Origin of the sequence: Burkholderia sp. Bp9142 (assembly GCF_003853415.1) — a bacterium.
Lineage (GTDB): Bacteria > Pseudomonadota > Gammaproteobacteria > Burkholderiales > Burkholderiaceae > Burkholderia.
Genome location: NZ_QTPP01000003.1, coordinates 296,977 through 319,892 on the forward strand (window position 1 = coordinate 296,977; position 22,916 = coordinate 319,892).

Annotated in this window: 20 protein-coding genes and 2 pseudogenes; 12 read left to right on the forward strand and 10 right to left on the reverse strand. The window is 63.6% G+C overall.

Annotation, left to right across the window (positions count from 1 at the left end; all coding sequences use genetic code 11):
* Positions 1-64 precede the first annotated feature (64 nt).
* From DIE22_RS05640 to DIE22_RS05660, 5 genes are all read right to left on the reverse strand, one after another.
* Positions 65-1,276, reverse strand: coding sequence for an ABC transporter substrate-binding protein (locus tag DIE22_RS05640; RefSeq protein WP_185640552.1), 1,212 nt, complete (start codon positions 1,274-1,276; stop codon positions 65-67).
* 84 nt (positions 1,277-1,360) lie between these two features.
* Complete coding sequence (locus tag DIE22_RS05645; protein WP_260426618.1) at positions 1,361-2,296, reverse strand: phosphodiesterase; 936 nt, start codon at positions 2,294-2,296, stop codon at positions 1,361-1,363.
* Positions 2,224-3,369, reverse strand: coding sequence for a cobalamin-independent methionine synthase II family protein (locus DIE22_RS05650; RefSeq protein WP_124501337.1), 1,146 nt, complete (start codon positions 3,367-3,369; stop codon positions 2,224-2,226). Before DIE22_RS05650 ends, DIE22_RS05645 begins: the two co-directional genes overlap by 73 nt.
* Positions 3,370-3,580: 211 nt before the next feature.
* On the reverse strand, positions 3,581-4,609 hold the full coding sequence (locus DIE22_RS05655; protein WP_124501338.1) for an isopenicillin N synthase family oxygenase: 1,029 nt from the start codon (positions 4,607-4,609) through the stop codon (positions 3,581-3,583).
* Between the two features lie 171 nt (positions 4,610-4,780).
* Complete coding sequence (locus DIE22_RS05660; RefSeq protein WP_124501339.1) at positions 4,781-5,656, reverse strand: LysR family transcriptional regulator; 876 nt, start codon at positions 5,654-5,656, stop codon at positions 4,781-4,783.
* A 197-nt stretch (positions 5,657-5,853) separates the two neighbouring features.
* On the opposite strand from DIE22_RS05660, the gene DIE22_RS05665 reads away from it, so the two are divergent.
* From DIE22_RS05665 to DIE22_RS38660, 5 genes and pseudogenes are all read left to right on the forward strand, one after another.
* The gene (locus tag DIE22_RS05665; RefSeq protein ID WP_124501340.1) at positions 5,854-7,005 is read left to right on the forward strand and encodes a porin; all 1,152 of its coding nucleotides are present in this window, start codon (positions 5,854-5,856) and stop codon (positions 7,003-7,005) included.
* Positions 7,006-7,509: 504 nt separating this feature from the next.
* Positions 7,510-8,319 (forward strand): phosphonate ABC transporter ATP-binding protein, encoded by an 810-nt coding sequence (phnC, locus tag DIE22_RS05670; RefSeq protein ID WP_124501341.1) that lies wholly within the window; start codon positions 7,510-7,512, stop codon positions 8,317-8,319.
* A gap of 35 nt (positions 8,320-8,354) precedes the next feature.
* Positions 8,355-9,248, forward strand: a complete 894-nt coding sequence (gene phnD / locus DIE22_RS05675) for a phosphate/phosphite/phosphonate ABC transporter substrate-binding protein (RefSeq protein ID WP_185640553.1) — start codon at positions 8,355-8,357, stop codon at positions 9,246-9,248.
* Between the two features lie 29 nt (positions 9,249-9,277).
* Positions 9,278-10,075 (forward strand): phosphonate ABC transporter, permease protein PhnE, encoded by a 798-nt coding sequence (gene phnE / locus DIE22_RS05680; protein ID WP_124604695.1) that lies wholly within the window; start codon positions 9,278-9,280, stop codon positions 10,073-10,075.
* 33 nt (positions 10,076-10,108) lie between these two features.
* Positions 10,109-10,252, forward strand: a pseudogene (locus DIE22_RS38660) (phosphonoacetate hydrolase); the annotation flags it as partial.
* 124 nt (positions 10,253-10,376) lie between these two features.
* Here DIE22_RS38660 and DIE22_RS05690 read toward each other — a convergent pair.
* On the reverse strand, positions 10,377-11,342 hold the full coding sequence (locus DIE22_RS05690; protein ID WP_124604696.1) for a sugar-binding transcriptional regulator: 966 nt from the start codon (positions 11,340-11,342) through the stop codon (positions 10,377-10,379).
* A 182-nt stretch (positions 11,343-11,524) separates the two neighbouring features.
* Here DIE22_RS05690 and DIE22_RS05695 point away from each other — a divergent pair, with 182 nt between their 5' ends.
* The 5 genes and pseudogenes from DIE22_RS05695 to DIE22_RS05715 all read left to right on the forward strand — a co-directional run bounded on the left by DIE22_RS05695 (position 11,525) and on the right by DIE22_RS05715 (position 16,711).
* The gene (locus DIE22_RS05695) at positions 11,525-12,883 is read left to right on the forward strand and encodes an alkaline phosphatase family protein (protein WP_124604697.1); all 1,359 of its coding nucleotides are present in this window, start codon (positions 11,525-11,527) and stop codon (positions 12,881-12,883) included.
* A 104-nt stretch (positions 12,884-12,987) separates the two neighbouring features.
* A pseudogene (locus DIE22_RS05700) lies at positions 12,988-13,248 on the forward strand (transposase); the annotation flags it as partial.
* Between the two features lie 105 nt (positions 13,249-13,353).
* Positions 13,354-14,643 (forward strand): FAD-binding oxidoreductase, encoded by a 1,290-nt coding sequence (locus tag DIE22_RS05705; protein WP_124501347.1) that lies wholly within the window; start codon positions 13,354-13,356, stop codon positions 14,641-14,643.
* Between the two features lie 16 nt (positions 14,644-14,659).
* Positions 14,660-15,217, forward strand: coding sequence for a helix-turn-helix domain-containing protein (locus tag DIE22_RS05710; protein WP_124501348.1), 558 nt, complete (start codon positions 14,660-14,662; stop codon positions 15,215-15,217).
* Positions 15,218-15,364: 147 nt separating this feature from the next.
* Positions 15,365-16,711, forward strand: a complete 1,347-nt coding sequence (locus tag DIE22_RS05715) for a glutamine synthetase family protein (protein ID WP_124501349.1) — start codon at positions 15,365-15,367, stop codon at positions 16,709-16,711.
* Between the two features lie 127 nt (positions 16,712-16,838).
* On the opposite strand, the gene DIE22_RS05720 is transcribed toward DIE22_RS05715, so the two are convergent.
* The 4 genes from DIE22_RS05720 to DIE22_RS05735 all read right to left on the reverse strand — a co-directional run bounded on the left by DIE22_RS05720 (position 16,839) and on the right by DIE22_RS05735 (position 21,324).
* Positions 16,839-17,228, reverse strand: coding sequence for a lysozyme inhibitor LprI family protein (locus DIE22_RS05720; RefSeq protein WP_124501350.1), 390 nt, complete (start codon positions 17,226-17,228; stop codon positions 16,839-16,841).
* Positions 17,229-17,280: 52 nt separating this feature from the next.
* On the reverse strand, positions 17,281-18,042 hold the full coding sequence (locus DIE22_RS05725) for an N-acetylmuramoyl-L-alanine amidase (RefSeq protein ID WP_124501351.1): 762 nt from the start codon (positions 18,040-18,042) through the stop codon (positions 17,281-17,283).
* 148 nt (positions 18,043-18,190) lie between these two features.
* Positions 18,191-19,810, reverse strand: a complete 1,620-nt coding sequence (locus DIE22_RS05730) for an FAD-dependent oxidoreductase (protein WP_124501352.1) — start codon at positions 19,808-19,810, stop codon at positions 18,191-18,193.
* Positions 19,810-21,324, reverse strand: coding sequence for a polyamine aminopropyltransferase (locus DIE22_RS05735; protein ID WP_124604698.1), 1,515 nt, complete (start codon positions 21,322-21,324; stop codon positions 19,810-19,812). Before DIE22_RS05735 ends, DIE22_RS05730 begins: the two co-directional genes overlap by 1 nt.
* A 121-nt stretch (positions 21,325-21,445) precedes the next feature.
* Between DIE22_RS05735 and DIE22_RS05740 the strand changes: the two genes are divergently transcribed.
* Both DIE22_RS05740 and DIE22_RS05745 read left to right on the forward strand, forming a co-directional pair.
* Complete coding sequence (locus DIE22_RS05740; protein ID WP_124604699.1) at positions 21,446-21,832, forward strand: DUF350 domain-containing protein; 387 nt, start codon at positions 21,446-21,448, stop codon at positions 21,830-21,832.
* Between the two features lie 26 nt (positions 21,833-21,858).
* Positions 21,859-22,911 (forward strand): SPFH domain-containing protein, encoded by a 1,053-nt coding sequence (locus DIE22_RS05745; protein WP_124501355.1) that lies wholly within the window; start codon positions 21,859-21,861, stop codon positions 22,909-22,911.
* The last annotated feature ends 5 nt before the right edge of the window (positions 22,912-22,916 follow it).

Sequence of the window (22,916 nt, forward strand, 5' to 3'; positions counted from 1 at the left end):
AGTCTTGCGCGCGACGGTCCCACGTGGTCCGCCGCGCGCCATCCGTCACAACGGCACACAGCACTCAAAGTTGCGGTTGCAGAAATTCGGTCTGGGCAGGATATTGGGGAACGTTGCATCGGCCGCCATACGGGTCGGGACGAATCTGCGTCTTCGTCTCGATGAGGTGCCATCTGCGATCCTGTACCCGGATGATGTGGACGTCCTGAGTCGTATGATGGGTCGTGCCGTCGGTGACCATCTTTCCACCCGGCCCCTCCCAGGTGATACCGCTTTCCCAGGCCTTCATCACGGCATCGCGATCGAAACTCTTCGCCCGCTTCACGCACTCGGCCCACAGCATCACGCCGTTGTAGCCGCCGATCGCCTCCCCGCTGAGGTAGGGGTGATCCTTGCCCATCGCGTTGGTGAAGCGGTTCAGGAAGTCCCTGTTCTGCGGCGTGTCCAGTTCCTGGAAGTAGTTGTAGGCCGCATAGATGCCATTGGTCTCCTGCGGCGAAAGCACCTCGTGTTCGAGGCCTGCACCGAAGATCATGGAAACGATCGGGATTTTCTTCAACATGCCGGCCGCGGCCCATTGGCGATAGAACGCCATGGCAGGGCCGCCGACCAGGCACGAATGAATGAAATTCGGCTTGGCCGCCTGAATCTTCGCGATCGCGGACGTAAAGTCCGTCGTGTCGAGCGGGTAGTAGTCGTCGGCCACGACGCTGCCGCCTTCGCGCTTCGCCATGACGTGGTTCCAGGCGCCGAACGTGCGTGGCGCGTTGTAATCCGACGCGATGTAGTAAAGCTTTTTTCCGAGATTCTTGAACGACCACTCCAGCAGCGGGACGATCTGCTGGTTCCCCTCGGTATTGACGCAGAAGGTGTTCTGCTCACAGACACCGCCTTCGTAGACGGACCCGTAGAAGAACGGTACCCGGTACTTGCGGAGAATGGGACGGGTCGCTTCCCGGGCTGCACCGGTAAGCGCACCGATGGCCATCACGGCACGTTCACCAAGCGCGGCCTGCTGGGCATACTGGGGATACTTGTTGATGTCGGACTGCGCGTCGTAGGTCTTCACGACAACCTGTTTGCCCAGAAGGCCGCCGGCCTTGTTCAACTCCCTGGCGGCGAATTGCGCGCACAGGTTGGCGCCGACGCTATAAGCATTGAATGCACCCGAGATGTCATACAGTGCCGCGACCGTCACCGTGTCAGAGCCTGCAACGGCCGAAAACGGAAAGGCTTCAGCCAGTGCTGCTCCCGATAGCGCAGCCGCGGATTTCATGAAACTTCTTCGTGTGACGTTCATTTTGCACCATTAGGTATGCGAAGTAATATGCGTTATGCGACGCACAGAAAAGACGATTTATTACTGGTCTGACTGCATGCGCTGCACCTGATGACCCTTGTCGCGATTCGGGTTGTATCGAAACCGTGGACTGCGGTCGAGGAACTCGTGGTTGTGAATCACGAGCCCGGTGTCGTTGAAAAATGCGATCGAATAGGCCGGCGGTTCGAGGCTCGTCACGATCCCGCTCTCGGCAAAGTCGAGCGCCGTCTGATGGTTCAGGCCCGCGAGCGTGCTGAACGGGATGTTGCGCCACATGCCGGACACCGGCCGATGCACATGTCCGAAGAACACGTGCCCGATATTGTGTCGTTCGACGACCGCGGCAAATGCTTCAGGATTTCGCAGCATGATGGTGTCCATCGACTGAAGATGGATCCGGAACGGCGGATGATGCATGAACAGATACGCCGGCTTGCCGGCCGCTTCGCCAAGCCGTGCGTCGAGCCATGCCTGACGCTTCTCGCAATACCATCCTGCGTGCGTGCCATCCTGCTTCGTGTCCAGAAAAATGAACCGCCCGGCAGGCGTGTCTGCGTACGACTGGATGAAACCGTGCTCGTCTGCCTCGGCGTCGGGAAACACGTTCCGGAACTTGCGCCGGTCATCATGGTTGCCCACGACCAGGCGGACCGGAACGGGGAAGTTGCGCAACGCATCGCGCAGCACGACGTAGGCTTCCTCGTCGCCGTCATGCGCGAGATCCCCGGTCATGATGCACATGTTCGCATCAGCGTGATGGGTCGCCACGTGCGCCAGGCAGGCATGCAACCTCTCCTGCGGATCGCTTTCAAACAGCTGCTGGCCCGGCGGGACCAGATGGACGTCAGTGATATGAATGATTTTCATTGATTGACCGGCAAATTTTCCTGGTGCATCGAGTGTTACGTCGCCTTGCGCCACAGCCGGGCTGACGCGATTTCCGCCCCCTGCACCATGGCCTCGAGCTTCTTCCATGCGATATCGGGATCGACCGTCTTCATGGTGGCGAGACTGGCGAAACCGCAGTCCGTACCGGCAATCACGCGCTCGCGCCCGACCAGATCGGCATACTGCTGGATTCGTTGTGCCACGACTTCACGGTGTTCGATGTAGTTGGTGCAGGTATCGATCACGCCTGGCACGATGATCTTGTCGTCCGGAAGGGGCGTTTCCCTGAACAGGCTCCATTCATGCGCGTGACGCGGATTCGCCGCTTCGAGCAGGATGGCCATGGGGCGCGCGGTAACGATGAGATCGAAGATCTCGTGCAGGTCGATATCGTGATGATGCGGGGATTCGTAGTTGCCCCAGCACAGGTGCATCCGGACGCGATCGGGCGGGATATCCCGCAACGCATGATTCAGCACCTCGACGAGCAGCGCGACTTCGTTCCGGAACTCCGCGACGCCGAGCGGCTCGGCACGGAAATGACGCCCCAGCGCCAGGTCAGGGCAGTCGACCTGCAGGATCAGGCCGGCGGCGACGATTGCGTCGTATTCATGCTTCATCGCATCAGCCAGCGCATAGAGATAGGCTTCGTGGCTCGGGTAGTGCCGGTTCGGCATGTAATGCGCCATGATGCCGGGCGAGGAGGCGTTCATGAAGCCGTCCTCGTGCGCCACGTTCGCAAGCGCCGACTTGAAGTTGGCGATGTCCGTCTGCAGTTCGGCTTCGCCGCGATACGCGATCGGGCCAATGCATGCGGGCGTCTGGATATCGAGGTTCACACGCCTCGCGAAGTTCGGAAACTCGGTGAGCTCGGAGAGCGCGAGCGTTTGATTGGCGCCGGTGAGGCCGCTCAGACGATTGCGTGCGTAGGTCGAATACGCGTACTTGCTCATCTCGCCATCGTCGATGATCGACACGCCCAGATCGGCCTGCTTTTTCACCACCTCGGCGACGGCGGATACCACCTGTTCCGGGAAGCTGGATGCCTGTCCGGGTTCCAGCGTGCCCATCTCCTTTGCGTACAGCATCTCCTCCAACGGAAGCGGCCGTGGCAGGCTGCCGACGTGGGTGGTCAGTATGCGATCGCTGCTCGTTTTCATCGTTGCTTCCTCCAAAACATACGGCTGGATTGTGTGTCGACCGGGGCCGACCGTTTCACCAATCGTATCCAGTACGATTGACCTGAATAAGTCGTTTTATTAGTTTCGCTAATGCATGACGGGGCATGTGCTGGCGATGCGTCGTGTTGTCCGGCATTGCCAGCCGCCCCCGGTTTGCTCTTCCGAAACCTGAACCCCGGCCGCCTTTCAATCAGATGAATTCGAAACCGCCCGGACCGAGTTCGACATCGTGATAATGGGCGCGCGCCACATCCGGATGTGAACGGATTCTTGCCTTGAGATGATTGGTTCCGACATCGTGAAAGAGAGGGTTGGCAGGATCTTTCGTGATGCCGCGAACCGCCCGCTTCAGATCACCGGTGACGCGAAGCTGCGGCAACGGCGCAAGCAGATTCGCCCCAAGAAAGAACGGCACGGAATATCGGCTGACGCCGGCCGGTGGGGTAATCACGCGATGGACGTCCGCGCGAACGAAGCCGTCGGTGATCATCTCCAGCAGTTCGCCTGTATTCACGATGAAGGAGCCTTCAATGGGCGGCGCGTCGATCCATTCACCTGACGACGACTGCACCATCAGGCCGGGATGATGATCATTGAGCAGGATCGTGATCAGCCCGCCGTCCTTATGCGAACCGACACCCTGCTGGTTCTCGACGCGATCGTCTCCGGGGTAACGAACGATTTTCATATGTTGCGCCGGATGCGGTTCGAACATGGGTTCAAACGTGTCTTCCGGCTCATTGATGGCAACTGCGATGGCTTTCAGGACTGCTCTGCCAACGCGGGTCACCTCGGCCTGGTATGCGGTGATTACCTCCCGCATTTCAGGCAATGCCGGTGGCCATTGGTTGGGCCCGATCGCGCGTTTCCATGGTGCGTCATCGTGCCGAATCGGAAGTGCGGGCCTGTCGGTATCGAAATCGACCTGCTCGCGCCAGTCCTTCTTGCCCCCCGTAAGTTCGAAGCCCACGCGGTTGTAGCCACGGAAATGCGGCGACTTCACCATCTCGATGGCAAGTTTTTCTTCGTCGGGCAGCGCGAAGAACTGCCTCGCCACGTCCAGTACACGACGCGTAAGCGCCGGGTCGACCGAGTGACCGGTCAGGTAGAAGAACCCGTGGTCATAGAGCATGGCGCGCAGATCCGCGACAAAGCGGGGACGCGTCAGCGGAGAGTGAAACAGCGAAAGATCGACGGTGGGTAAGGAGATTGTGCTCATTGCTTCATTGGCCCTCGGCAGGCATCGGCTGCTGGAATGAAGCAACTTTAATCAGTGTGGTTAACGTTCCGGTGACGTCATATTAGTTGTACTTATGCAAAACGTCTGTCTCAGCGTGCTTGCGGCCGGCAGCGGCTATCAGCACGTGTCGGCGCGTCCTGCGACAAGCATTCAGGTGGCCAGTGCCACATCAAAGAAGGAACGAACGAAGTGCAGGGCCCGGCGCCCGCTCGTGGTGACGAGATACGTTTTGTAGAGCCGATCCATCTCCTGAACGGGCCGGGAAGTGAGTTCGTCTTCGGGATACATGCTGTCCTCGAGCGCAATGGCCACACCGAGTCCATGCAATACGGCCTCCTTCATCACCGGGTAGCTGGTCATCTCGATCAGGTCCGTCAGACCGATTCCCAGCTTGCTGCATGTCGCACGCACCTCCCGGGCGGTGAGCGTCCCTTCGCCGGGAAGGATGAGCCCATTCGCGGTCAGCTCCGTGAGCGAGACCGTGTCCTGCCTCGCGAGCGGATGTTCCCGTCGCAGCATCGCGACCATTCTCTGCGAGAGAAGCTCCTCGCGATACAGGCCGGGAAGATCCGCAGGATCGGTGACGATCGCGATATCGACCTGGGATCCCTCGAGCCGTTGCATGGAGGCCGCCCAGGAGACGACGGAAAAGTTGATCTTGACCCCGGGGAAGAGCCGCGAAAACGTCGCGATCAACGGCATCGCAGGACGGGGTGCATTGGCGACTACGGTCAAATGACCGGTCGACAACATTTCGTAAGCACCGATCTTCTCGGACACCAGTTGCTCCAGCACCCGCATCTGATCAGTGAGCGCAAACAGTTCAATCGCCGGCTTGGTCGGCTCCAGACCTGCACGGTAGCGCGTGAAGAGCGGCGCGCCGATCCGCTTTTCAAGATTCGACAGATGCTGCGTGACGGCCGACTGTGTGATGCCCAGCGCGGCCGCGGCATCCGTCACGCTCCTTTGCCTGAACACTTCGGTGAACGCCGCGATCTGGTGTGAACTGAGTTTTCCAGGTTGCATCTCGCCTCGCAGTTGGCATTAGCTGGACTTATAAAACGACACTTCCGGGTAAATTCCGCTTGGTACTTTACATCGGCGCCGGGCAAGAAGGAAAGGGTCCGACGGCCGAAGGCATCAGCGGGAGACTGTGTCTCGCCCCCGTGCGAGGTTCCATGGCGAAAGGCGGCGTTATCTCTTTAATGTAAATAGGACTGCAAATGAAAATGAAGATCGGGCTGTTGGCCGGAGCACTTGCTGTGGCGTCTGCGTCAACGATGGCCCAGAGCAGCGTAACGCTATATGGGGTCATCGACGAAGGGCTGAATTTCAGTACGAATGTATCGGGCAAGTCGCTCGTGGCCCTGCAGAGCGGTTACACGCAGGGGAGTCAATGGGGATTGCGCGGTGTCGAGGATCTCGGCGGCGGTACCTCCCTGGTATTTCAGCTGGAGAACGGTTTTGACCTGAATAGCGGCCAGCTCGGGCAGGGCGGGCTGGCATTCGGACGCCAGGCATTCGTCGGTTTTACCAACCGGCAGTACGGCACCCTCACGATCGGACGCCAGTACGACACGTTCTTCTTCTTCGTCGCGCCGTTGACGGCCAATGGCAACTGGGCCGGCTTTGCGTTCACTCACCCCTACGACAATGACGACACGGAAGGCTCGACCCGGGTCAACAACGCGGTTCAGTATACGAGCGCGAACTACCGTGGCTTCCAGGTGGGTGCCACATACGGCTTCAGCAACAGCACAAACTTCGCGAATAACCGGCAGTACAGCGTCGCGGGTCGATATACCAATGGTGGCTTCTCGGTTGCGATGGGCTACGAGGAGCAGAACGCCCCGGGTAGTTCGTCCTCCGGCGCCATCAGCAACGGTAGCGATGACACGATCAAGGCCGACCGCTTGCGGAGATTCGGCGCCGGGATCAACTATGAAACCGGACCCGTCACTGTCGGCCTTGTGTATACCTACGCCCATGCGCTTCGACCGGTAAGCTCGACGTATGCTGGATCCCTGCTGCCCGCCAGTGGTGCGAACGTTTCGTCGCTGGCGTTCAACAATATCGAGATCAATGCAAAATATCAGGTGACGCCAGCCTGGTTTCTCGGCGCCGAATATGTGTTCACGCGGGCGAACTACAACGTATCCGGCACAACCCAACACCCGAACTACCACACGGTGGGGTTAATGTCCGACTACTTCCTCTCGAAGAGAACCGATGTGTACGTCCAGGCGGTTTATCAGCACGCTGGCGGAGATGCTACGGGATCGGTGATGGACACGGCCTATGTGATCGGATCCGGCGGCCCGTCATCTTCCGACAACCAGGCACTGGTGCGGCTCGGGATCAGACACAGGTTCTGAGCGTGGTCTCGGGGCGCTTGATCCCTGCCGGGGCACGGCCGCCTCCGACCCGGTCGCCGCAGTCCTGGCGTCGCGATACTTTGCTTCTACCGGCCCATGTTTTTTGGGGTGGCCATTCGGTTGTGCTGTCGCCCAAAGATGGCCTTCCCGGGGCCGCTCGCACAGTGCGCGGGAAAAATGCCGCCCCGCCGTAGACGATCGATACCAATCGGAGTGGACTCATTTGTTCCGCGCGTGTCACAAAAGAGTCAATGTGCGACGGTAGAGTTTGCACATCGATGACATGCGAAACGCCCAAATGACTCCTGCCCGCCGGTTCTTGACCATCCCGTGCACAAGGTTGCGCCGCGATCTGCTTTTCGCCGGCCGGCCGCTCAAGTTGTGGTTGTTGCGGCAAGCCGGAACACCAATCTGCCGGGTTGTCGCGTATTGGCCTTTGTTTGCCGCAATCCGGACGGGATTGACCGCGGACACGGGCTTCACCTGGATATTGGAAGGTGCCGCATGCTGACAGTCAATGAACTCAGCGTGACCTACCCCAATGGTTTTACAGCGCTGCACCCGACTTCCGTGCAGTTCCATCGCGGCGAAGTCACGGTGCTGCTCGGTGCGTCCGGGGCCGGCAAATCGACACTTCTGCGTTGCCTGATCGGTCTTGCCACGCCGACTAGCGGCCAAGTGTCGACTGCGCGTCAAAGCAATATTGCTGCGAGCGCCGCCGCGCTCCGTGTTCACCGGCGGCGCGCCGGCATGATCTTTCAACATCATCAACTGATCCAGCGTCGCACGGTCCTGCAGAACACGCTGATGGGGCGCCTCGCGGCGCATTCGACGTGGCGAAGCCTGTGGCCCTTGCCCGCTGCGGATGTGCGGATTGCGCTCGGATGCGTCGAGCGAGTCGGCCTATTACCCCACGCGATGAAACGTGTTGATCAATTGTCCGGAGGGCAGCAGCAACGCGTGGGCATTGCCCGGGCGCTCGCGTCCCGGCCGGAACTGCTGCTGGCCGATGAGCCCGTTGCGAGTCTCGATCCCGCGTCAGCTGACGGCGTCATGAAGCTGGTCCGTGATATCTGCAAGGAGGACGGCCTGACGGCCGTCGTCAGCCTGCATCAGGTTGAACTGGCAAAACGCGTCGCGGACAGGATCGTTGGCCTTCGCGGAGGCATGGTGGTGTTCGACGGATCGCCAGCGTCATTCTCGAGCAGGCACGCGGACGCGCTTTATACGCACGGCGCATTCGTGCAGTCGACCAGCACGGATGCTTCAAACACCGGCAACGCGGCTATGTCGCATCCTGCGAGCGGCACCTGAGCATGTCGCGCGCCATTGAACGAACGAAACGAACCATGAAGCTACGATCCTTTCACTCGCGCATCGACCGTGCACTTGCGACGATCTTGATCACTGCGGCCGCGGGATTATCCGCGCTTGTCGCGCACGCCGCGCCCGCGGATCCGGACACGCTCAAGGTTGCGCTGATACCCGAGGAAAATCCGTCCACGATCATCCAAAGCAATCAGGCGTTCAAGGAGTATCTTGAGCGAGCCACCGGCAAGAAAATTGAACTCGTTGTCACGCTCGATTATTCGGCGATGTTCGAAGCTGCACGCTTCAAGCGGATAGACCTCGGCTACTACGGCCCGATGCCTTACGTGATGGCGAAGAGCAAGGCGGATATCGAGCCTTTGGCCGCATTGGTGACTCATGGCACGCCGAGCTACCAAGGCTGCATTATTGCGAGCAAGGCGGGTGGTGTCAGGACGCTGGGCGATGTCCGTGGCAAGACCTTTGGTTTTACCGATCCCGCCTCCACGGCCGGGCACCTGCTTAGCCGCTTGATGCTGCTGAAGCTCGGGATGGTAGCTGGCAAGGATTACCAGTATCAATTCCTCAATGGCCATGATGCGCTTGTACTTGCCGTGCAGAACAATCGCGTACAGGCTGGCGCCACAACCTGTCCGCTGCTCGAGTCGTTTATCCAGCGCAAGATCGTGGATCCGGCCCGTCTCGAGGTGATCGCGCGTACAAGTCCGATTCCCAATTATCCGTGGGCGGTGCGCGCCGACCTTTCGCCGCCGCTCAAGGAAAAGCTTCGCACGGCCCTCCTTACCCTGAAGGACCCCAGGATCCTGACCGTATTCCACGGCGAAGGCTTCGCGCCGATCTCCGACAAGGATTTCGACGGTTTGCGTGAAGCGGCGGAAAAACTCGACATCGATACGAGCGGGAAAAAGAAGTGAATACAACTTGTGCCTCGACAGGCGTCGGCATGCAAGCCGATATTCCCGAACTGATCCGTCTGCATCGCAGGCGTGCGCTGCTACAGCGTGCCGTGCTTGCAACGTTCCTGCTGGTGGGGCTTCTTTCGCTGTATATCGTCGGCCTGTTCGACATCGATCGTCTCGTCAGCGGCGTGCCGGCCTGCTTGACCATCCTGCGCGAGATGATGCCGCCTGATTTCTCACGCTGGCCCGAGTGGGTCAAGCCACTCGCCGATACGTTCGCCATGAGCGTCGCGGGTACCGTAATCGCGGTACTGCTCGGCATTCCGCTCGCACTGTGCGCTGCGGCGAACAGCACACCGCACTGGACTGTCTATCGTGCTGCCCGAATTGTTCTGAATTTCCTGCGCGCAGTGCCCGAACTGATCATGGGTATCTTCCTGGTTGCCGCGGTCGGCTTCGGTGCCTTGCCCGGTGCGTTGGCCCTTGGTCTGCATTCGCTTGGGATGGTAGCGAAATTCTTCGCGGAATCCATCGAGCATGTGGACGCCAAACCGCTCGAGGCGGCCGTGGCGATGGGCGCCACGCCGATGCAGGTGGTATGCCATGCGTTGCTGCCGCAAGTCGTGCCGCAGTTGGCCGACACGATCATCTATCGCTGGGAATACAACTTTCGCGCTTCGACGCTGCTTGGCATTGTCGGGGCAGGCGGTATCGGTTTCGAAATGATGGCGGCGCTGCGCATCTTGAAGTATCAGGAGGTTTGCGCGTTGATGCTCGTCATCTTCGTTGGGGTGACGCTGGTTGACGGCCTTGGCGGCGCGCTGCGCAGGCGCCTGAAGTAATTCCGCTGTCGCGGTCTTTCACTATCGATAGGGTTCGTGCTTGCTGCTGGTGCCTGCCTGCTTGAATCGGTACGGCCGGATCTGATGTATTGGTCGACCGCGGATTACGTGCAGCACAAGCACGCGCCAGGAACAGCAGCGGCGAACCGCTTCCATGCGATGATCGACCGCTACCTTTGCGTCTCTACCGGCGCGTCAACGCACATTGCGAAGATTGCGCCGTAGAGCGATCACAATACTTCAGCCCATGCCGTCGGCTCGCACGAGAGCGTATCTCGAAACGCCAGTCGCGATGGACAATTCATGCATCGAGCAGAGCGGCAGCTGCTTTCTCGTCCGTGATGAGGACGTGGCAGAGCTTTGCGCTTATCGCTGCCTGAATAATCGGCACCTTGTGAACGCCGCCGGCCGCCAGTACGAGTTCGGGGATCTTTCGGATCTGCATCAACGTCGGATGTACGACGCATCTGGCAATCGGGTGATCGACCGTTGCGCCATTTTCATCGAGGTAATGACCGCAAACGTCGCCTACGGCACCGGCTTCGCGCAATGACCTGCAAGTGCCTTTTGAGATGACGTCGTATTCGAGCGCCTTCGACAGGTCCGAGAGATCGATTGCGCTCAGCAGCGCCATGTCGACCTGCGCCGTCATGTTCAGGACGGTGCGCACCGGTTCGCTCGCAGTCAGTGCCTCTCGCAGTTTTGCGCTTTCTGCAATGAGCGGGGCGGTCATGTAGTAGCAGGTCGCATCGAGGGCGCGCGAGAACAGCGATGCATTGTCAAATGGGTTGATCAGTGTGCTTTTCGAGAGCCCCCCGCACATCAGGACAACCGTATTGCCCGCGCCTTGTCGTCGCACGATGTTCTGCGCGGCCGCATTGATGGTGCCTCCCCAGGAGATACCCAGCGTTGCACCGCTTTGCAGGTTATCGCTGATGTATTTGCCAGCCGCGGCGCCTACGACTGTACGCACGTCAGTATCGTCCGAAGCGGTTGGCACGACGATCACCTGGCGCAGCTGATATCGCTCGCGCAGTCGCGCCTCCAGGTCCATGCACGCGCCAAACGGACTGTTGATCGTGATCTGGACAAAGCCGTTTGTCCGCGCGTCATTGAGTATCCGGTTGACCCGCTTTCGCGTGAATCCAAGGTGCTGGGCAATGGTTTCCTGGGTGAGTCCTTCCTTGAAATAGTGCCAGCAGACGCGCGCCATCAACTGCGCGTCGATGGATCCTTCATCACCCTCAATTTCGTTGCGTGTTGCCATTTTTCTCGCTCGTGATCGATACAGCGGAGGTCGTGTACACATCCATGTGAGGCGGCGCCAGTGTAGGCGAAAAGGGTCGTCAGGGGCAAATGTGTCACCATCGTCACAAAAGAGTAATGACTCAAATGTACCATTGCGATCACATTTGAGTCGATGATGGATGTTGACGGGAAGGAACGGACGTGGAAGCACAAGACGCAATGGCCCAGGCGCGTAAGGTGGTATTCGTATGTTGCGATGGCCTGAGCCGGAGTTGGATTTCAGACGAGCGCACGCCGGGTCTCGCACGCATGAAGCGCGAGGGGGGCTGGTTTGACCGTCACCGGGCGGTGTTCCCGTCTGTCACGCGTGTGTCTGCCGCCACGATTGCCACGGGTTGCCTTCCGGTGCGCCACGGGCTGCACGGCAACCGGATGGGATTGTGTGAAGCAGGGCGCGTAGTGGTTCGGGACGTCGGCGCGCCGGACTTTCGTGAACACATGCGTCGAGCGACAGGGCAAACCCTCAAGATGCCGACACTCGCGCAGCGCGTCGCGCACCTGGGACGCGCTGTCGCATTTTCCAACGTGTCGCCTGGTGCCGCGTATTTTCTCGATCCGGAACACTTCGGATACGTTTATCACCGGGCCGGCTCGTATGGACCTGGTGGTGTCAGGGAAGCCGGTACGGCACACCTTGACGTGACGCATGATGTGGGCGGCGATCTTGCCATGACCCGTCGCTTCTGCAACGAAGTGCTGATGCAGCGAAAGCCACCCGTGGCGATGCTCTGGCTGGCCAATCCCGATCTCACGCTGCACGGCGCGCCACTAGGCGGTCCGGACCACCTGGCTGCGATGCGTAGCATCGACGGGTACGTGCAGATGGTTGTCCGGACTGTAGAGCGCCTGCGCGAGACAGGAGAAGACATTCTCTTGCTCGTCGGGTCGGATCACGGGCAGGAAACGATCGGCGAAACGGTCGATCTGGAAGCGCACCTGTCGTCCCGGGGATGTGAGCGTGAGCTCGCCCAGGGTGACATTGCCGTCGCGAGTCAGGGCACGGCCGCGCTGCTCTACGCGACCGGGCGCGCGCGAAGCAAACTTGAAAGCATGCTGGCCGAGCTCGCTGCGATGCCTTGGGCGGAAAGCGTCATATCGGGTGAGTCGCTCATCGATGTCGGCCTGCCTCACGACGAGGAAATCGTTGCGGCCATCAACATGGGCGTGATGAACGCGGCCAACGAGTTCGGCGTGCCGGGGCGCCGGTGGATCGCCGCGGAACCGGGGAAATCTCCCAGGGTCGGGGATGGCCAGCATGGCGGTTGGGGGGGAGAGGAGACGTCTCCGTTTCTCGTTGTCGACTATCCCGGGCTGGAGGCCGGGCCGGTGTCTGCGCGGACGCACCTGGCCGATATCGCGCCTACGGCGCTGACGTTTCTTGGCCTTCCTGTCGACGGTGTTGACGGGCGCTCGCTGATCGCAATGAACCGGGATGGTGCCATCGGGCTTGCGTCGTGCCTCGATTCTGCTGACGTTCAGCCAATTCTGGAAGGAAGCTGAAACGTTCAGGAAGTGGCTTTGTTGTGTTGACGTTCACCCATAGGTGGCCGTGCAAATTCGGACAGTCGTGAGCCAGCGAGAATGCTGGCAAAGGAACCGAACACATGACGAAGAGAACCCGACTGGCGCACTCAGCGGCGTTCAAAGCGAAGGTGACGCTGGCAGCGGTCAAAGGCGAGCGCACGCTGGCCGAACTGGCGCAGCAGTCCGATGTGCATCCGAACCCGATCACGGAATGGAAGCGACAGTTGCAGGAGCGTGCGGCAGACGTGTTCGGTGTGGCAGGCGCGCCATCGAGCGAGCCGCCGGTGGGCGTAAAAACGCTGCACGCGCAGATCGGACAGCCGACGCTGGAGAACGATTTTTTGCCAGGAGCGCTAGCCATGCCATGATTCCCCCCTCTTGCTCCCATGAAATTGCCGTGCTAATTTTTCATGAAATTAACCGGCGGAAATTTCACGGGAGCCCGCATGTTCGTGCAGTCCGACCGTCACGTCGCAAGCTACTACGCCGGCACCTGCCCGGCGCCGATCCTGCTGCGTCCGGAACTGGACGAACGCATCGACGCCGACGTGCTGGTCGTCGGTGCGGGCTTCAGCGGGCTGCACACGGCGTTGCGCCTCGCGCTCGCGGGCAAGCGCGTGGTCGTGCTCGAGGCGAGCCGCGTCGCGTGGGCCGCATCGGGCCGCAACGGCGGACAGGCGCTGCTCGGCTGGTCGTGCGACATGCAGCCGCTCGAGGATTCGCTCGGCCGCGACGGCGCGCGCGTGCTGTGGGACAGCATGCGCTGGGCCGCGGCCGAAGTGCGCGAACTGCCGGCACGTCATGGTTTCGACATCGACTACCGGCCCGGCAGCCTGTGGGCCGCGGTGCGGCCGCGCCGCGTCGCGATGCTCACGCAGGCCCGTGACGAAGCTGCGGAGCGCTGGGGTTACGACCGGCTGCGCGTGATCGGGCAGGACGAAATGCCGGAATGGATCGGCAGCGCGCGCTATCTCGCCGCGCTCTACGATCCCGAGGCCGGCCATCTGAATCCGCTGAAACTCGCGCTCGGTCTCGCGCAGGCGATCGAACGGGCCGGCGGCCGCATCTTCGAGCAAAGCCGCGTGCTCGACTGCCGCGAGACGGCCGTCGGCCACGTCGCCCGCACCGCGCACGGCGAAGTGCGCGCGGACGTGCTGGTGCTCGCGTGCAACGCGTACGTCGACCGGCTCGATCCCGAGCTGTCGCGCCGGCTGCTGCCGGTCGGCACCTACCAGGTCGCGACCGCGCCGCTTGCGCCGGACGTCGCACGCTCGCTGCTGCCGCGGAACAGCTGCGTGATCGACAACCAGTTCGTGCCCGACTACTTTCGCCTGAGCCCCGACAACCGCCTGCTGTTCGGCGGCGGCTGCACGTATCTCGGCGGCATACCTGCCGACATCGCGGCGGTGACGCGCCCGCATCTCGAACGCGTGTTTCCGCAACTGAGCGGCGTGCCGCTCGACTACGCGTGGGGCGGCCACATCGACATCAGCATGCGACGCACGCCGGACATCGGCCGCCGCGGCCAGCGTTTCTGGCTGCAGGGCTTCTCGGGGCACGGCGTGCTGCCGACGCTCGCCGGCGCGCGCGCGGTCGCCGATGCCGTGCTCGGCGACGAGCGCCTGCTCGCGCAGTACCAGCGCATCCGCAACCCGCGCTTCCCCGGCGGCGACCGCATGGCCGCGCCGCTCGAAGCGATCGGCAAGGCCTGGTACCGTTTGCGCGATACCGTCTGACGCACCGGAATTCATCATGAACGAACAGGAAGAGATAGAAAGTCTGGCGATCCTGATCCGCGACCTGCGCAAGCATCGCAAGGTCACGCTCAACGATCTCGCGGAACGGATCGGCCGCTCGGTCGGCTTTCTGTCGCAGGTCGAACGCGGGCTGTCGCGCCCGACGGTCGCCGACCTGACCGCGATCGGCGAGGCGCTCGGCGTGCCGACCACGTATTTCTACAGCCTGAGCAAGCCGCGCAGCGTGCCGTGGGTCACGCGGCCCGACGAGCGGCGCACCGTGTATTACGCGGCCGGCATCACGGACATCCTCGTGTCGCCGAACATGCGTTCGCGCTTCTCGATCCTCGAGAGCCATCTCGCGCCCGGCGCGAGCAGCGGCGAGCGCTCCGTCGACGACAGCGACGAGCAGGGCGGCTTCGTGCTCGAAGGCGAGCTGACGATCTGGATCGACGGCGATGACACGCCCGTCACGCTCGGCCCGAACGACGCGTTCCAGTTGCCCGCGCACCAGCGGTTTCGTTACGCGAACCTGGGCGATGCGCCGACGCGCGTGATCTGGGTGTTCACCTGAGTTGTCGGCGGGGCGGCCTGACGGGCCGTCGCGCCGTGCTGCCGGTTTGCAGTACTGATCGACATCGGGCATGTGACGTGCCGCATGCCGATGAGTCCGGTTCGCCGCGACGCGGCACCGCCATACAAGACATGGAAAGGATGAGACATGGCTGACGTCGTTCCCGTGCTGGTCGATGAAGTCCGCGCATTCCGGCAGGCGCATCCCGAGATTCGTTATGTCGACCTGATCTGTCTCGACCTGCCGGGCCACTTCTACGGCAAGCGCTATCCGATCGATGCGCTCGAGAAGGTCGCGTCCGGCTCGCTGCTGAAGCTGCCGCAGAACTGCGTGCTGCTCGGCACGCAGGGCGGCCTCTACAGGATCGGCGATTACTGTTTCAACGACGGCGACCCCGACGCGCCGCGCCGCCTGATCCCCGGCACGCTGAAGCCGGTGCGCTGGGAGCGGCAGCCGCTCGCGCAGATGCTGATCAGTTCCGACGGCACCGATGCACCGATCGAGTTCGAGCCGCGCGAGGTGCTCGCGCGCGTGCTGCGGCGGTTCGCGGCGCGCGGCATCCGGCCGGTTGTCGCGTTCGAGCTCGAGTTCTACCTGTTTGCCGCGCAACTCGCGGAAGGGATGCCGCAGTATCCGCGCGATCGCCTGAGCGACGACCGCGACGACCAGCCGAACATGCACATCGAACGCCTGTCGCGGTTTTCCGACGTGCTGCACGAGATGGTCGAGGCCGCGTGCGAGCAGGGTGTCGACGCGACGGTGATCACGGCCGAGCTCGGGCCCGGCCAGTTCGAGATCAATTTCGGCCATACCGACGACGCGTTGCGCGCGGCCGACTGGTCGGCGCTGTTCTGCCGCAGCACGCGCGGCGTCGCATTGCAGCACGGCTATCGCGCGAGCTTCATGGGCAAGCCCTACCTGCATGCGCCGGGCAGCGGGATGCATGTGCACGTGAGCCTGTACGACGACGCGGGCCGCAACCTGCTCGCCGCAGACGGGCAACGGCCGCTGCGGCATGCGGTGGCCGGCTGCCTCGCGCTGCTGCCGCACTGCATGCCGGTGTTCGCGCCGAATCACAACGCGTTCCGCCGCTACGGATCGATGGTGAACGCCGCGAGCCGTGCAAGCTGGGGCTTCGAGGATCGCGATGCGTGCATCCGGATTCCGGAATCGGATGCGCGCAATCTGCGCATCGAGCATCGGCTCGCGAGCGCGGACGCGAACCCGTACCTGGTGCTCGCGGCGATCCTGGCCGGGATGGAGCATGGGCTCGACGCGCGGAGCGAGCCGATCGCGCCGCTCAACGACGATCGCGGCAGCGGGATCGATTTTCCGAAGGAGATGCTGTCGGCCGTCGCGGCGATGCAGGATCACGCGGCCGTGCGTGAAGGGCTCGGCAGCGAGTTCGTGATGGTGTACTGCGAGAACAAGCGGCAGGAGGAGCTGGATTTTCGCAACGAGATCGGCGCGCGGGAGTATCGGTGGTTTCTGTGATGGTGCGGCACCGGTGGTCCATTCGCGATGCGTCGCGCGGTTCGTCCGTGCCTTTTCGGGCAGATGTATTGCAGCACGGAAGGTGCCGCGCCGCGAAGCGACTCGCGGCACGGCACCCGAGCAACGCTTACTCCCCGAGCTTCGCCGTCACGCACCCCGTGCTCGCGCATTCGCGCTCGCGTTCGCGCAGGAACGACAGGCGCGATTGCGTCGCGTCGATCGCGCACTGGAGGTTCACGAGGTAGCCGTCGTCGCGCGTTTCGCTGCAGCGGGCGTCGCGCTGCTTCATCCACGCGAGCTGGCCTGTCTTCAGCTTCGCCTGCTGGTCGCCGCTCAGCTGCTTGCGAACGCGCCCGTATTCGTCGTTCAGTTCGCGGTCGAGCTGCGAGAACTCGTTGCTGCTGCAGTACACCTGGTCGAACGCGCTGCGCGGTTTGCCGCAGCCGGCCGCCTGCGCGGCGAACGGAACGGCAAGCGCGAGCAGCGCGCAGGATGCGAGCAGATTCTTCTTCTTCATGGGTGGTGCTCCTCACTGGGTGAAAACCGTTGAAACCGACCGGCGCCAGTCTTTACCTGGCCGCCGTACACGCATCGATCCCGCCCGCGATCGCGGTGGCGAGACGCTGGATCGTCTCGCGCTGCGCGAGCCGCTTTTCCTCGTCGGGATTGACGATCACGCCGGCTTCGACCAGCACGGCCGGAATCGGCGCGGTGCGCAGCACGACGAGATCGTCGAAGCGGTGGATGCCGAGTTGCGGATCGATCAGCGGACGGTTCTCGCCCTTGATCGGCTGTGCGTGATACAGCGACGGCCGTTCGCCGGCCGCGACCAGCCGCTCGGCGATCGACTGCGCGCAACGCAGGCTTTCCGTGTAGTGCGGATTGCGCGCCGACACGAACACGGCGAAACCGCGGAATTCGCGTTGCCGGCCCGCGTCGATGAACTGCTGCTGCATCGAATCGTGATGGATCGACACGAACAGGTTCGCGTCGGGCGCCTGCGTCGAGCGCTGGTCGAGCGCGATCTCGCGACCGTCGGCCGACGTGCGCAGCACGCGATCGCCACGTGCGACGAGCTGTTCGGAAACCGCGGTGGACAGGTCGAGGTTGTACCGGTATTCGACGCGGCCGCTTGCGCCGGTTGAACCCGGATGAGCCGGCGTATGGCCGGTGTCGACGACGATGTAGCGGCCCGAGGCCGGTTGCGCATCAGGACTTGCGGCATCGGCCGCATGCAGCGCCGGCGGCGCGCCGAGTAGCGGCGCGCACGCGAGCAGACGCACGGCGGCGCGCGCGAACGGGCGAAGGCGTCGAACGGTTCGGTTTGTCATTGTTGTTGTCGAGGAGGGCATACGGCGCGTCACATGGCGCGGCACCGTCGGCCTGCTCAATGCAGTCGGAATGTCGCGCGATTATAGCCGTTGCCGGCGGCGCCGCAATGACGAATTGAACGCCGCCGCACGCGCCGGAAACCGGCACTCACGCGAGCACGCGCCGGGCCGCGAGCATGCCCCAGTACGACGCTTCCTCGAACAGAGACAGTCCTGACAGATCCGCATGCGCGAACACGACGGGGCCGTCGGCCTCGCGCAGCGCGAGCAGCCCCGGCCGGCTCAGGAAGCCGACGTCGGGCGTCGCCATCGCGTGGCCGCGCACGGTGATCTCGAGCGCGGTCGCATGCTTCCACAGCTCGCGTCCGTACACGGCCTGCAGGTCGATCGCCGCCTGCTCGCGCAGCGCGTCGGGCTTCGCCTGCGCGAGCCAGCGGCGCGTATCGTCCGGCGCGTGCGTGCTCAACGCCTGGTAGGCGGAGAACACCGAGCGCGTCGGCGGCGACATCCGGATCAGCTGATGCGTCGACACGACATAGCCGAGCCCCGCGCCGTCATAGACGACGTTGTCCCACGCGAGCGGCACGCCGGCTTCCTCGGCCGGCATGCCGTCGAGCAGGAAGTTGGACACGAGCCACGGCGCACGCGGCGGCAGGTCGCGCGCGGGATCGAAGCCGTACGCGTGAAGCTGCGGAAACACGCGCGCCGCGACGAACAGCGGCATCGCGCTCACGACGCGCCGCGCCTTCAGCGTGAAGGTCGACAGCGTACCGTCGTCGGCGACGCGCGCGCACAGCACGTCGACGCTGCCCGCGCGCTCGTTCGCGCGAACGGCGAAGCCGTCCCGTGACCATGCGTTCGAACCGGTGCGCGCGGTGATCGAATCGCTCAGCTTCGTCACCATCGCATGCAGCCCGTCGGGCCAGGTCAGCACCGCGCCGTCACCCGCATTGCGCGCATGGCCGCCGCGCGACGAGAAGTAGTGCAGGCCGGCCCACGCAGACACATGCTCGTAGCCCGCGCCGTAGTCGTCGCGGCAGCAGTAGTCCAGGTACCAGTGCAGCGCGGTCGCGGTGTAACCCTCATCGAGCAGCCACTGCTTGAACGAGCGCCGGTCGAGCGCGCGCCAGCGCGGGTCGCGCGACGATTCCGCGATCGGGATGCAGAACACCTTGCGGCCGTCCGCGCCGCGCGCGGTGCGCAGGTTGTCGGTGTACGCGAAGAAGCGCGTTTGCTGCGCGAGCGCGTCGGCGTCGAGGCCGGCGGTCGGCACGATGCCGTCCTGCCACTGGCCGCCGATGAACAGCCGTTCGTCGGGCGCGTGCACGAGTGCGCGCTCGTCGTACACGGGTTGCGCGGAAAACGGTGCCGACTCGATCACGCCGAGATCGGCGAGCATGTCGCGCAGGTGCGCGGATTCGAGCGACGGCAGCGGCAGGTAGTGCGCGCCCTTCGGATAGCCGAGCTCGCCGAAGCGGCCGCCGGCCGCATTGCCGCCGAATTCGGGGCCGGCGAGCACGACGAAGCGTTGATGGCCGGCGCGCGCGAGCTGCCACGCGCACGACAACCCGGCCGCGCCGGCGCCGAGGATTGCGACGTCGGTCTCGATCGTGCCGGACGGCGGCGGCAGCGCGGCGTGGTCGCGCAGCGCATGGCCTTCGCGCATGCCGGGGTAGCCGACGTGCGGCGTCGTCTCGATCCAGCCGGTGCGGCCGCACGCGGCGAGCGACGTGGCCGCGGACGCGACGAGGAAGGTGCGGCGATCCATCAGCGCAGCACGTGCTTCCAGTCGTCGTCGAAGCGGCGCACGAGCGGCTGGTCGTTGAGTTCGTTCGGCGACATCGGCAGCGCCGGCATGTCGGCCGGGAAGTGGAACATCTCGGCGGCCGTCTGCGTGTCGAGCCAGCGCGCCGGCACCGAGTAATGCGTCGGCACGGTGAAGTCGCGGCGCTTGCCCGCGATCACGAACCCCCAGTCGCCGAACGACGGCACGTAGCAGTGGTACGGCCAGGTGTTGAGCCCGGCTTCGTGCAGCGTCGCGATGATGGTCCAGTACGCGTGCGGCGCGAAATACGGTGACGTCGACTGGATCACCGCATAGCCGTTCTCCGACAGGTGGCGCGCCAGCAGCCGGAACACCGGCACCGAATACAGCCGGCCGAGCCCGAAGTTGGTCGGATCGGGGAAGTCGACGACGATTGCGTCGTACACGTCGGCGTTCGATTCGAGCCAGCGCACCGCGTCGGCGTTGATCACGTGCACGCGCGGGTCCTTCAGCGCGCCCTGGTTCAGCTTCACGAGCGGCGCCGAGGTCGAGAACAGCTTCGTCATCGCGGGGTCGAGATCGACGAGCGTGATCTGCTCGAGGTTGCGGTGCTTGAGCAGTTCGCGCACCGCGAGGCCGTCGCCGCCGCCGAGCACGAGCACGCGCCTTGCCCACGGCAGCGCTTCGATCGTCGGATGGATCAGCGCCTCGTGATAGCGGTGCTCGTCGCGCGACGAGAATTGCAGGTTGCCGTTCAGGTACAGCCGCATGTCGTCGTGCCACTGCGTGAGCACGATGCGCTGGTACGGCGTCGTTTCGGAATAGATCGTCTCGTCGCCGTACACGCCGTGTTCGGCCCAGTGCGTGATGCGGTCCGACAGCGCGAAGCCGGCGACGAGCAGCCCGATCACGAGCGATGCGCGCATCAGCTTGCCGCGCACGTTGCGGATCTCGTCGCGGAACAGGTGCGTGGTCCACAGCGCGACGAGCGCGTTCAGCAGCCCGAACAGGAAGCTCGTGCGCAGCAGGCCGAGACGCGGCGCGAGCACGAGCGGGAAGACCAGCGAGACGGCGAGCGAGCCGAGATAGTCGAAGGTCAGCACCTCGCTGACGGTATGGCGGAACGCCTGGCGGCGCTGCTGGAACGCGCGCATCACGAGCGGGATCTCCATCCCGATCAGCAGGCCGAGCGCGAGCACGAGCGCGTAGAGCGCCGCGCGGAACGGCGCGGCCAGCCACGCGAACACCGCGAACAGCAGCGCGGCCGACACGCCGCCGAGCAGGCCGACGAGCATCTCGATGTCGACGAAGCGGTCGAGCACGTCGTCGTCCTCGACGAACTTCGCGAGCCACGAGCCGATCCCCATCGCGAACAGGTAGCAGCCGATCACCGACGAGAACTGCAGGATCGAATCGCCGAGCAGGTAGCTCGACAGCGCGCTGCTGATCAGTTCATAGCCGAGCCCGCACGACGCGAGCACGAGGATCGACAGGACGAGCGCGCGCTTATGCAGCATGGCGCGTCCGTTGTGCAGTGTTCGTCAATGTGGATATACTGGCGCGGATTTTCGAGCGGCGGCCCTGCGTGGGCCGATCGGCGACGGGGCGGCGAATCGAGCACGGAATCCGAGGAAAAGAATGAATAGTGCCTATCTTTATGCGGTTCATTTACTGTCGGCGTTCGTGCTGCTTTTCGTGTTCGCGGCAGTGTACCTGAAGGTCACCCCGTTCGACGAACTGGCACTGATCCGCGACGGCAACGCGGCCGCGACGCTGTCGTTCGGCGGCGCGCTGGTCGGCTTCTGCCTGACGCTCGCCTCCAGCATCGCGCACAACTCGACGCTCGGCGAAGTCGTGCTGTGGGCTGTCGGCGCGATGGCCGTGCAGCTCGTCACCTATGCGGTGCTGACCCGCCTGATTCCCGGCATGAATCATGCGATCGAGGATCGCAACGTCGCGATGGGCGGCCTGATGGGCGCCGCGTCGCTCGTCGTCGGCATCATCAATGCCGCCTGCCTGACCTGACGCGCCACGCGCTCGAGGAGACCGACATGAGTCTGGGTTCGTTTATCCGCAAGCAGTTCATCGATGTCCTGCAATGGACGGAAGACACCGACGGCGTGCTGGCCTGGCGCTATCCGATGGAAGACCAGGAGATCCAGTACGGCGGCCAGCTGACCGTGCGCGAAACGCAGGTCGCGGTCTTCGTCAACGAAGGCAAGGTCGCAGACGTGTTCCAGCCCGGGCTGTACAAGCTGGAAACGCGCACGCTGCCGGTGCTCACGTACCTGAAGAACTGGGACAAGTTCTTTCAATCGCCTTTCAAGTCGGACGTCTACTTCTTCAGCACGCGGCTGCAGCTCGGCCGGCGCTGGGGCACCGCGCAGCCGGTGACGATCCGCGATCGCGAATTCGGCTTCGTGCAGCTGCGCGCGTTCGGCATCTACTCGTACCGGATCGTCGATGCGGCCGCGTTCCACCGCGAGGTGAGCGGCACGCGCGCGCAGTACACGGTCGACGATCTCGAACAGCAGCTGCGCAACCTGGTCGTCACCGCGATGAGCACGACGTTCGGCTCGGCCGACGTGCCGTTCGTCGACATGGCCGCGAACCAGACGCTGTTGTCGCAACGCGTCGCCGAGGCGCTGGTGCCGGTGTTTACGCGCTACGGCCTCGCGCTCGATGCGTTCGCGGTCGAGAGCGTGTCGCTGCCGGCCGAGCTGCAGAAGGCGCTCGACCTGCGGATCGGCGCGGGGATGGCGGGCGATCTCGCCCGCGCGACGCAATACCAGACCGCGCAGGCGATCCCGCTGGCCGCGCAGAACCCGGGCGGCATCGCGGGCGTCGGCGCGGGCCTCGCGGCCGGCGTGGCGATCGGGCAGGCGATGGCCGGCCAGATCGCGGGCGCCGCGCAACCGGCGCCGCCCGCACCGCCTGCGCCCGTCGCGGCACCGGTCGCCGCCGCGCAACCGGCCGCACCGGCCGACGGGACCGATTACGTGCAGCGCCTCGAACAGCTGAAGGCACTGCTCGACAAGGGTCTCGTGACCGAGGAAGACTATTCGCGCGCGAAGGCGGAAATCCTCGCGAAGCTCACCCGGTAAGCGTC

Excerpts from the sequence above, each read along its gene's own strand:
- DIE22_RS05640 (WP_185640552.1), bottom strand. The coding sequence starts at position 1,276 with ATGAAATCCGCGGCTGCGCTATCGGGAGCAGCACTGGCTGAAGCCTTT.
- DIE22_RS05645 (WP_260426618.1), bottom strand. The coding sequence starts at position 2,296 with ATGGAAGAAGCTCGAGGCCATGGTGCAGGGGGCGGAAATCGCGTCAGC.
- DIE22_RS05650 (WP_124501337.1), bottom strand. The coding sequence starts at position 3,369 with ATGAAAACGAGCAGCGATCGCATACTGACCACCCACGTCGGCAGCCTG.
- DIE22_RS05655 (WP_124501338.1), bottom strand. The coding sequence starts at position 4,609 with ATGAGCACAATCTCCTTACCCACCGTCGATCTTTCGCTGTTTCACTCT.
- DIE22_RS05660 (WP_124501339.1), bottom strand. The coding sequence starts at position 5,656 with ATGCAACCTGGAAAACTCAGTTCACACCAGATCGCGGCGTTCACCGAA.
- DIE22_RS05665 (WP_124501340.1), top strand. The coding sequence starts at position 5,854 with ATGAAAATGAAGATCGGGCTGTTGGCCGGAGCACTTGCTGTGGCGTCT.
- phnC (WP_124501341.1), top strand. The coding sequence starts at position 7,510 with ATGCTGACAGTCAATGAACTCAGCGTGACCTACCCCAATGGTTTTACA.
- phnD (WP_185640553.1), top strand. The coding sequence starts at position 8,355 with ATGAAGCTACGATCCTTTCACTCGCGCATCGACCGTGCACTTGCGACG.
- phnE (WP_124604695.1), top strand. The coding sequence starts at position 9,278 with ATGCAAGCCGATATTCCCGAACTGATCCGTCTGCATCGCAGGCGTGCG.
- DIE22_RS05690 (WP_124604696.1), bottom strand. The coding sequence starts at position 11,342 with ATGGCAACACGCAACGAAATTGAGGGTGATGAAGGATCCATCGACGCG.
- DIE22_RS05705 (WP_124501347.1), top strand. The coding sequence starts at position 13,354 with ATGTTCGTGCAGTCCGACCGTCACGTCGCAAGCTACTACGCCGGCACC.
- DIE22_RS05710 (WP_124501348.1), top strand. The coding sequence starts at position 14,660 with ATGAACGAACAGGAAGAGATAGAAAGTCTGGCGATCCTGATCCGCGAC.
- DIE22_RS05715 (WP_124501349.1), top strand. The coding sequence starts at position 15,365 with ATGGCTGACGTCGTTCCCGTGCTGGTCGATGAAGTCCGCGCATTCCGG.
- DIE22_RS05720 (WP_124501350.1), bottom strand. The coding sequence starts at position 17,228 with ATGAAGAAGAAGAATCTGCTCGCATCCTGCGCGCTGCTCGCGCTTGCC.
- DIE22_RS05725 (WP_124501351.1), bottom strand. The coding sequence starts at position 18,042 with ATGACAAACCGAACCGTTCGACGCCTTCGCCCGTTCGCGCGCGCCGCC.
- DIE22_RS05730 (WP_124501352.1), bottom strand. The coding sequence starts at position 19,810 with ATGGATCGCCGCACCTTCCTCGTCGCGTCCGCGGCCACGTCGCTCGCC.
- DIE22_RS05735 (WP_124604698.1), bottom strand. The coding sequence starts at position 21,324 with ATGCTGCATAAGCGCGCGCTCGTCCTGTCGATCCTCGTGCTCGCGTCG.
- DIE22_RS05740 (WP_124604699.1), top strand. The coding sequence starts at position 21,446 with ATGAATAGTGCCTATCTTTATGCGGTTCATTTACTGTCGGCGTTCGTG.
- DIE22_RS05745 (WP_124501355.1), top strand. The coding sequence starts at position 21,859 with ATGAGTCTGGGTTCGTTTATCCGCAAGCAGTTCATCGATGTCCTGCAA.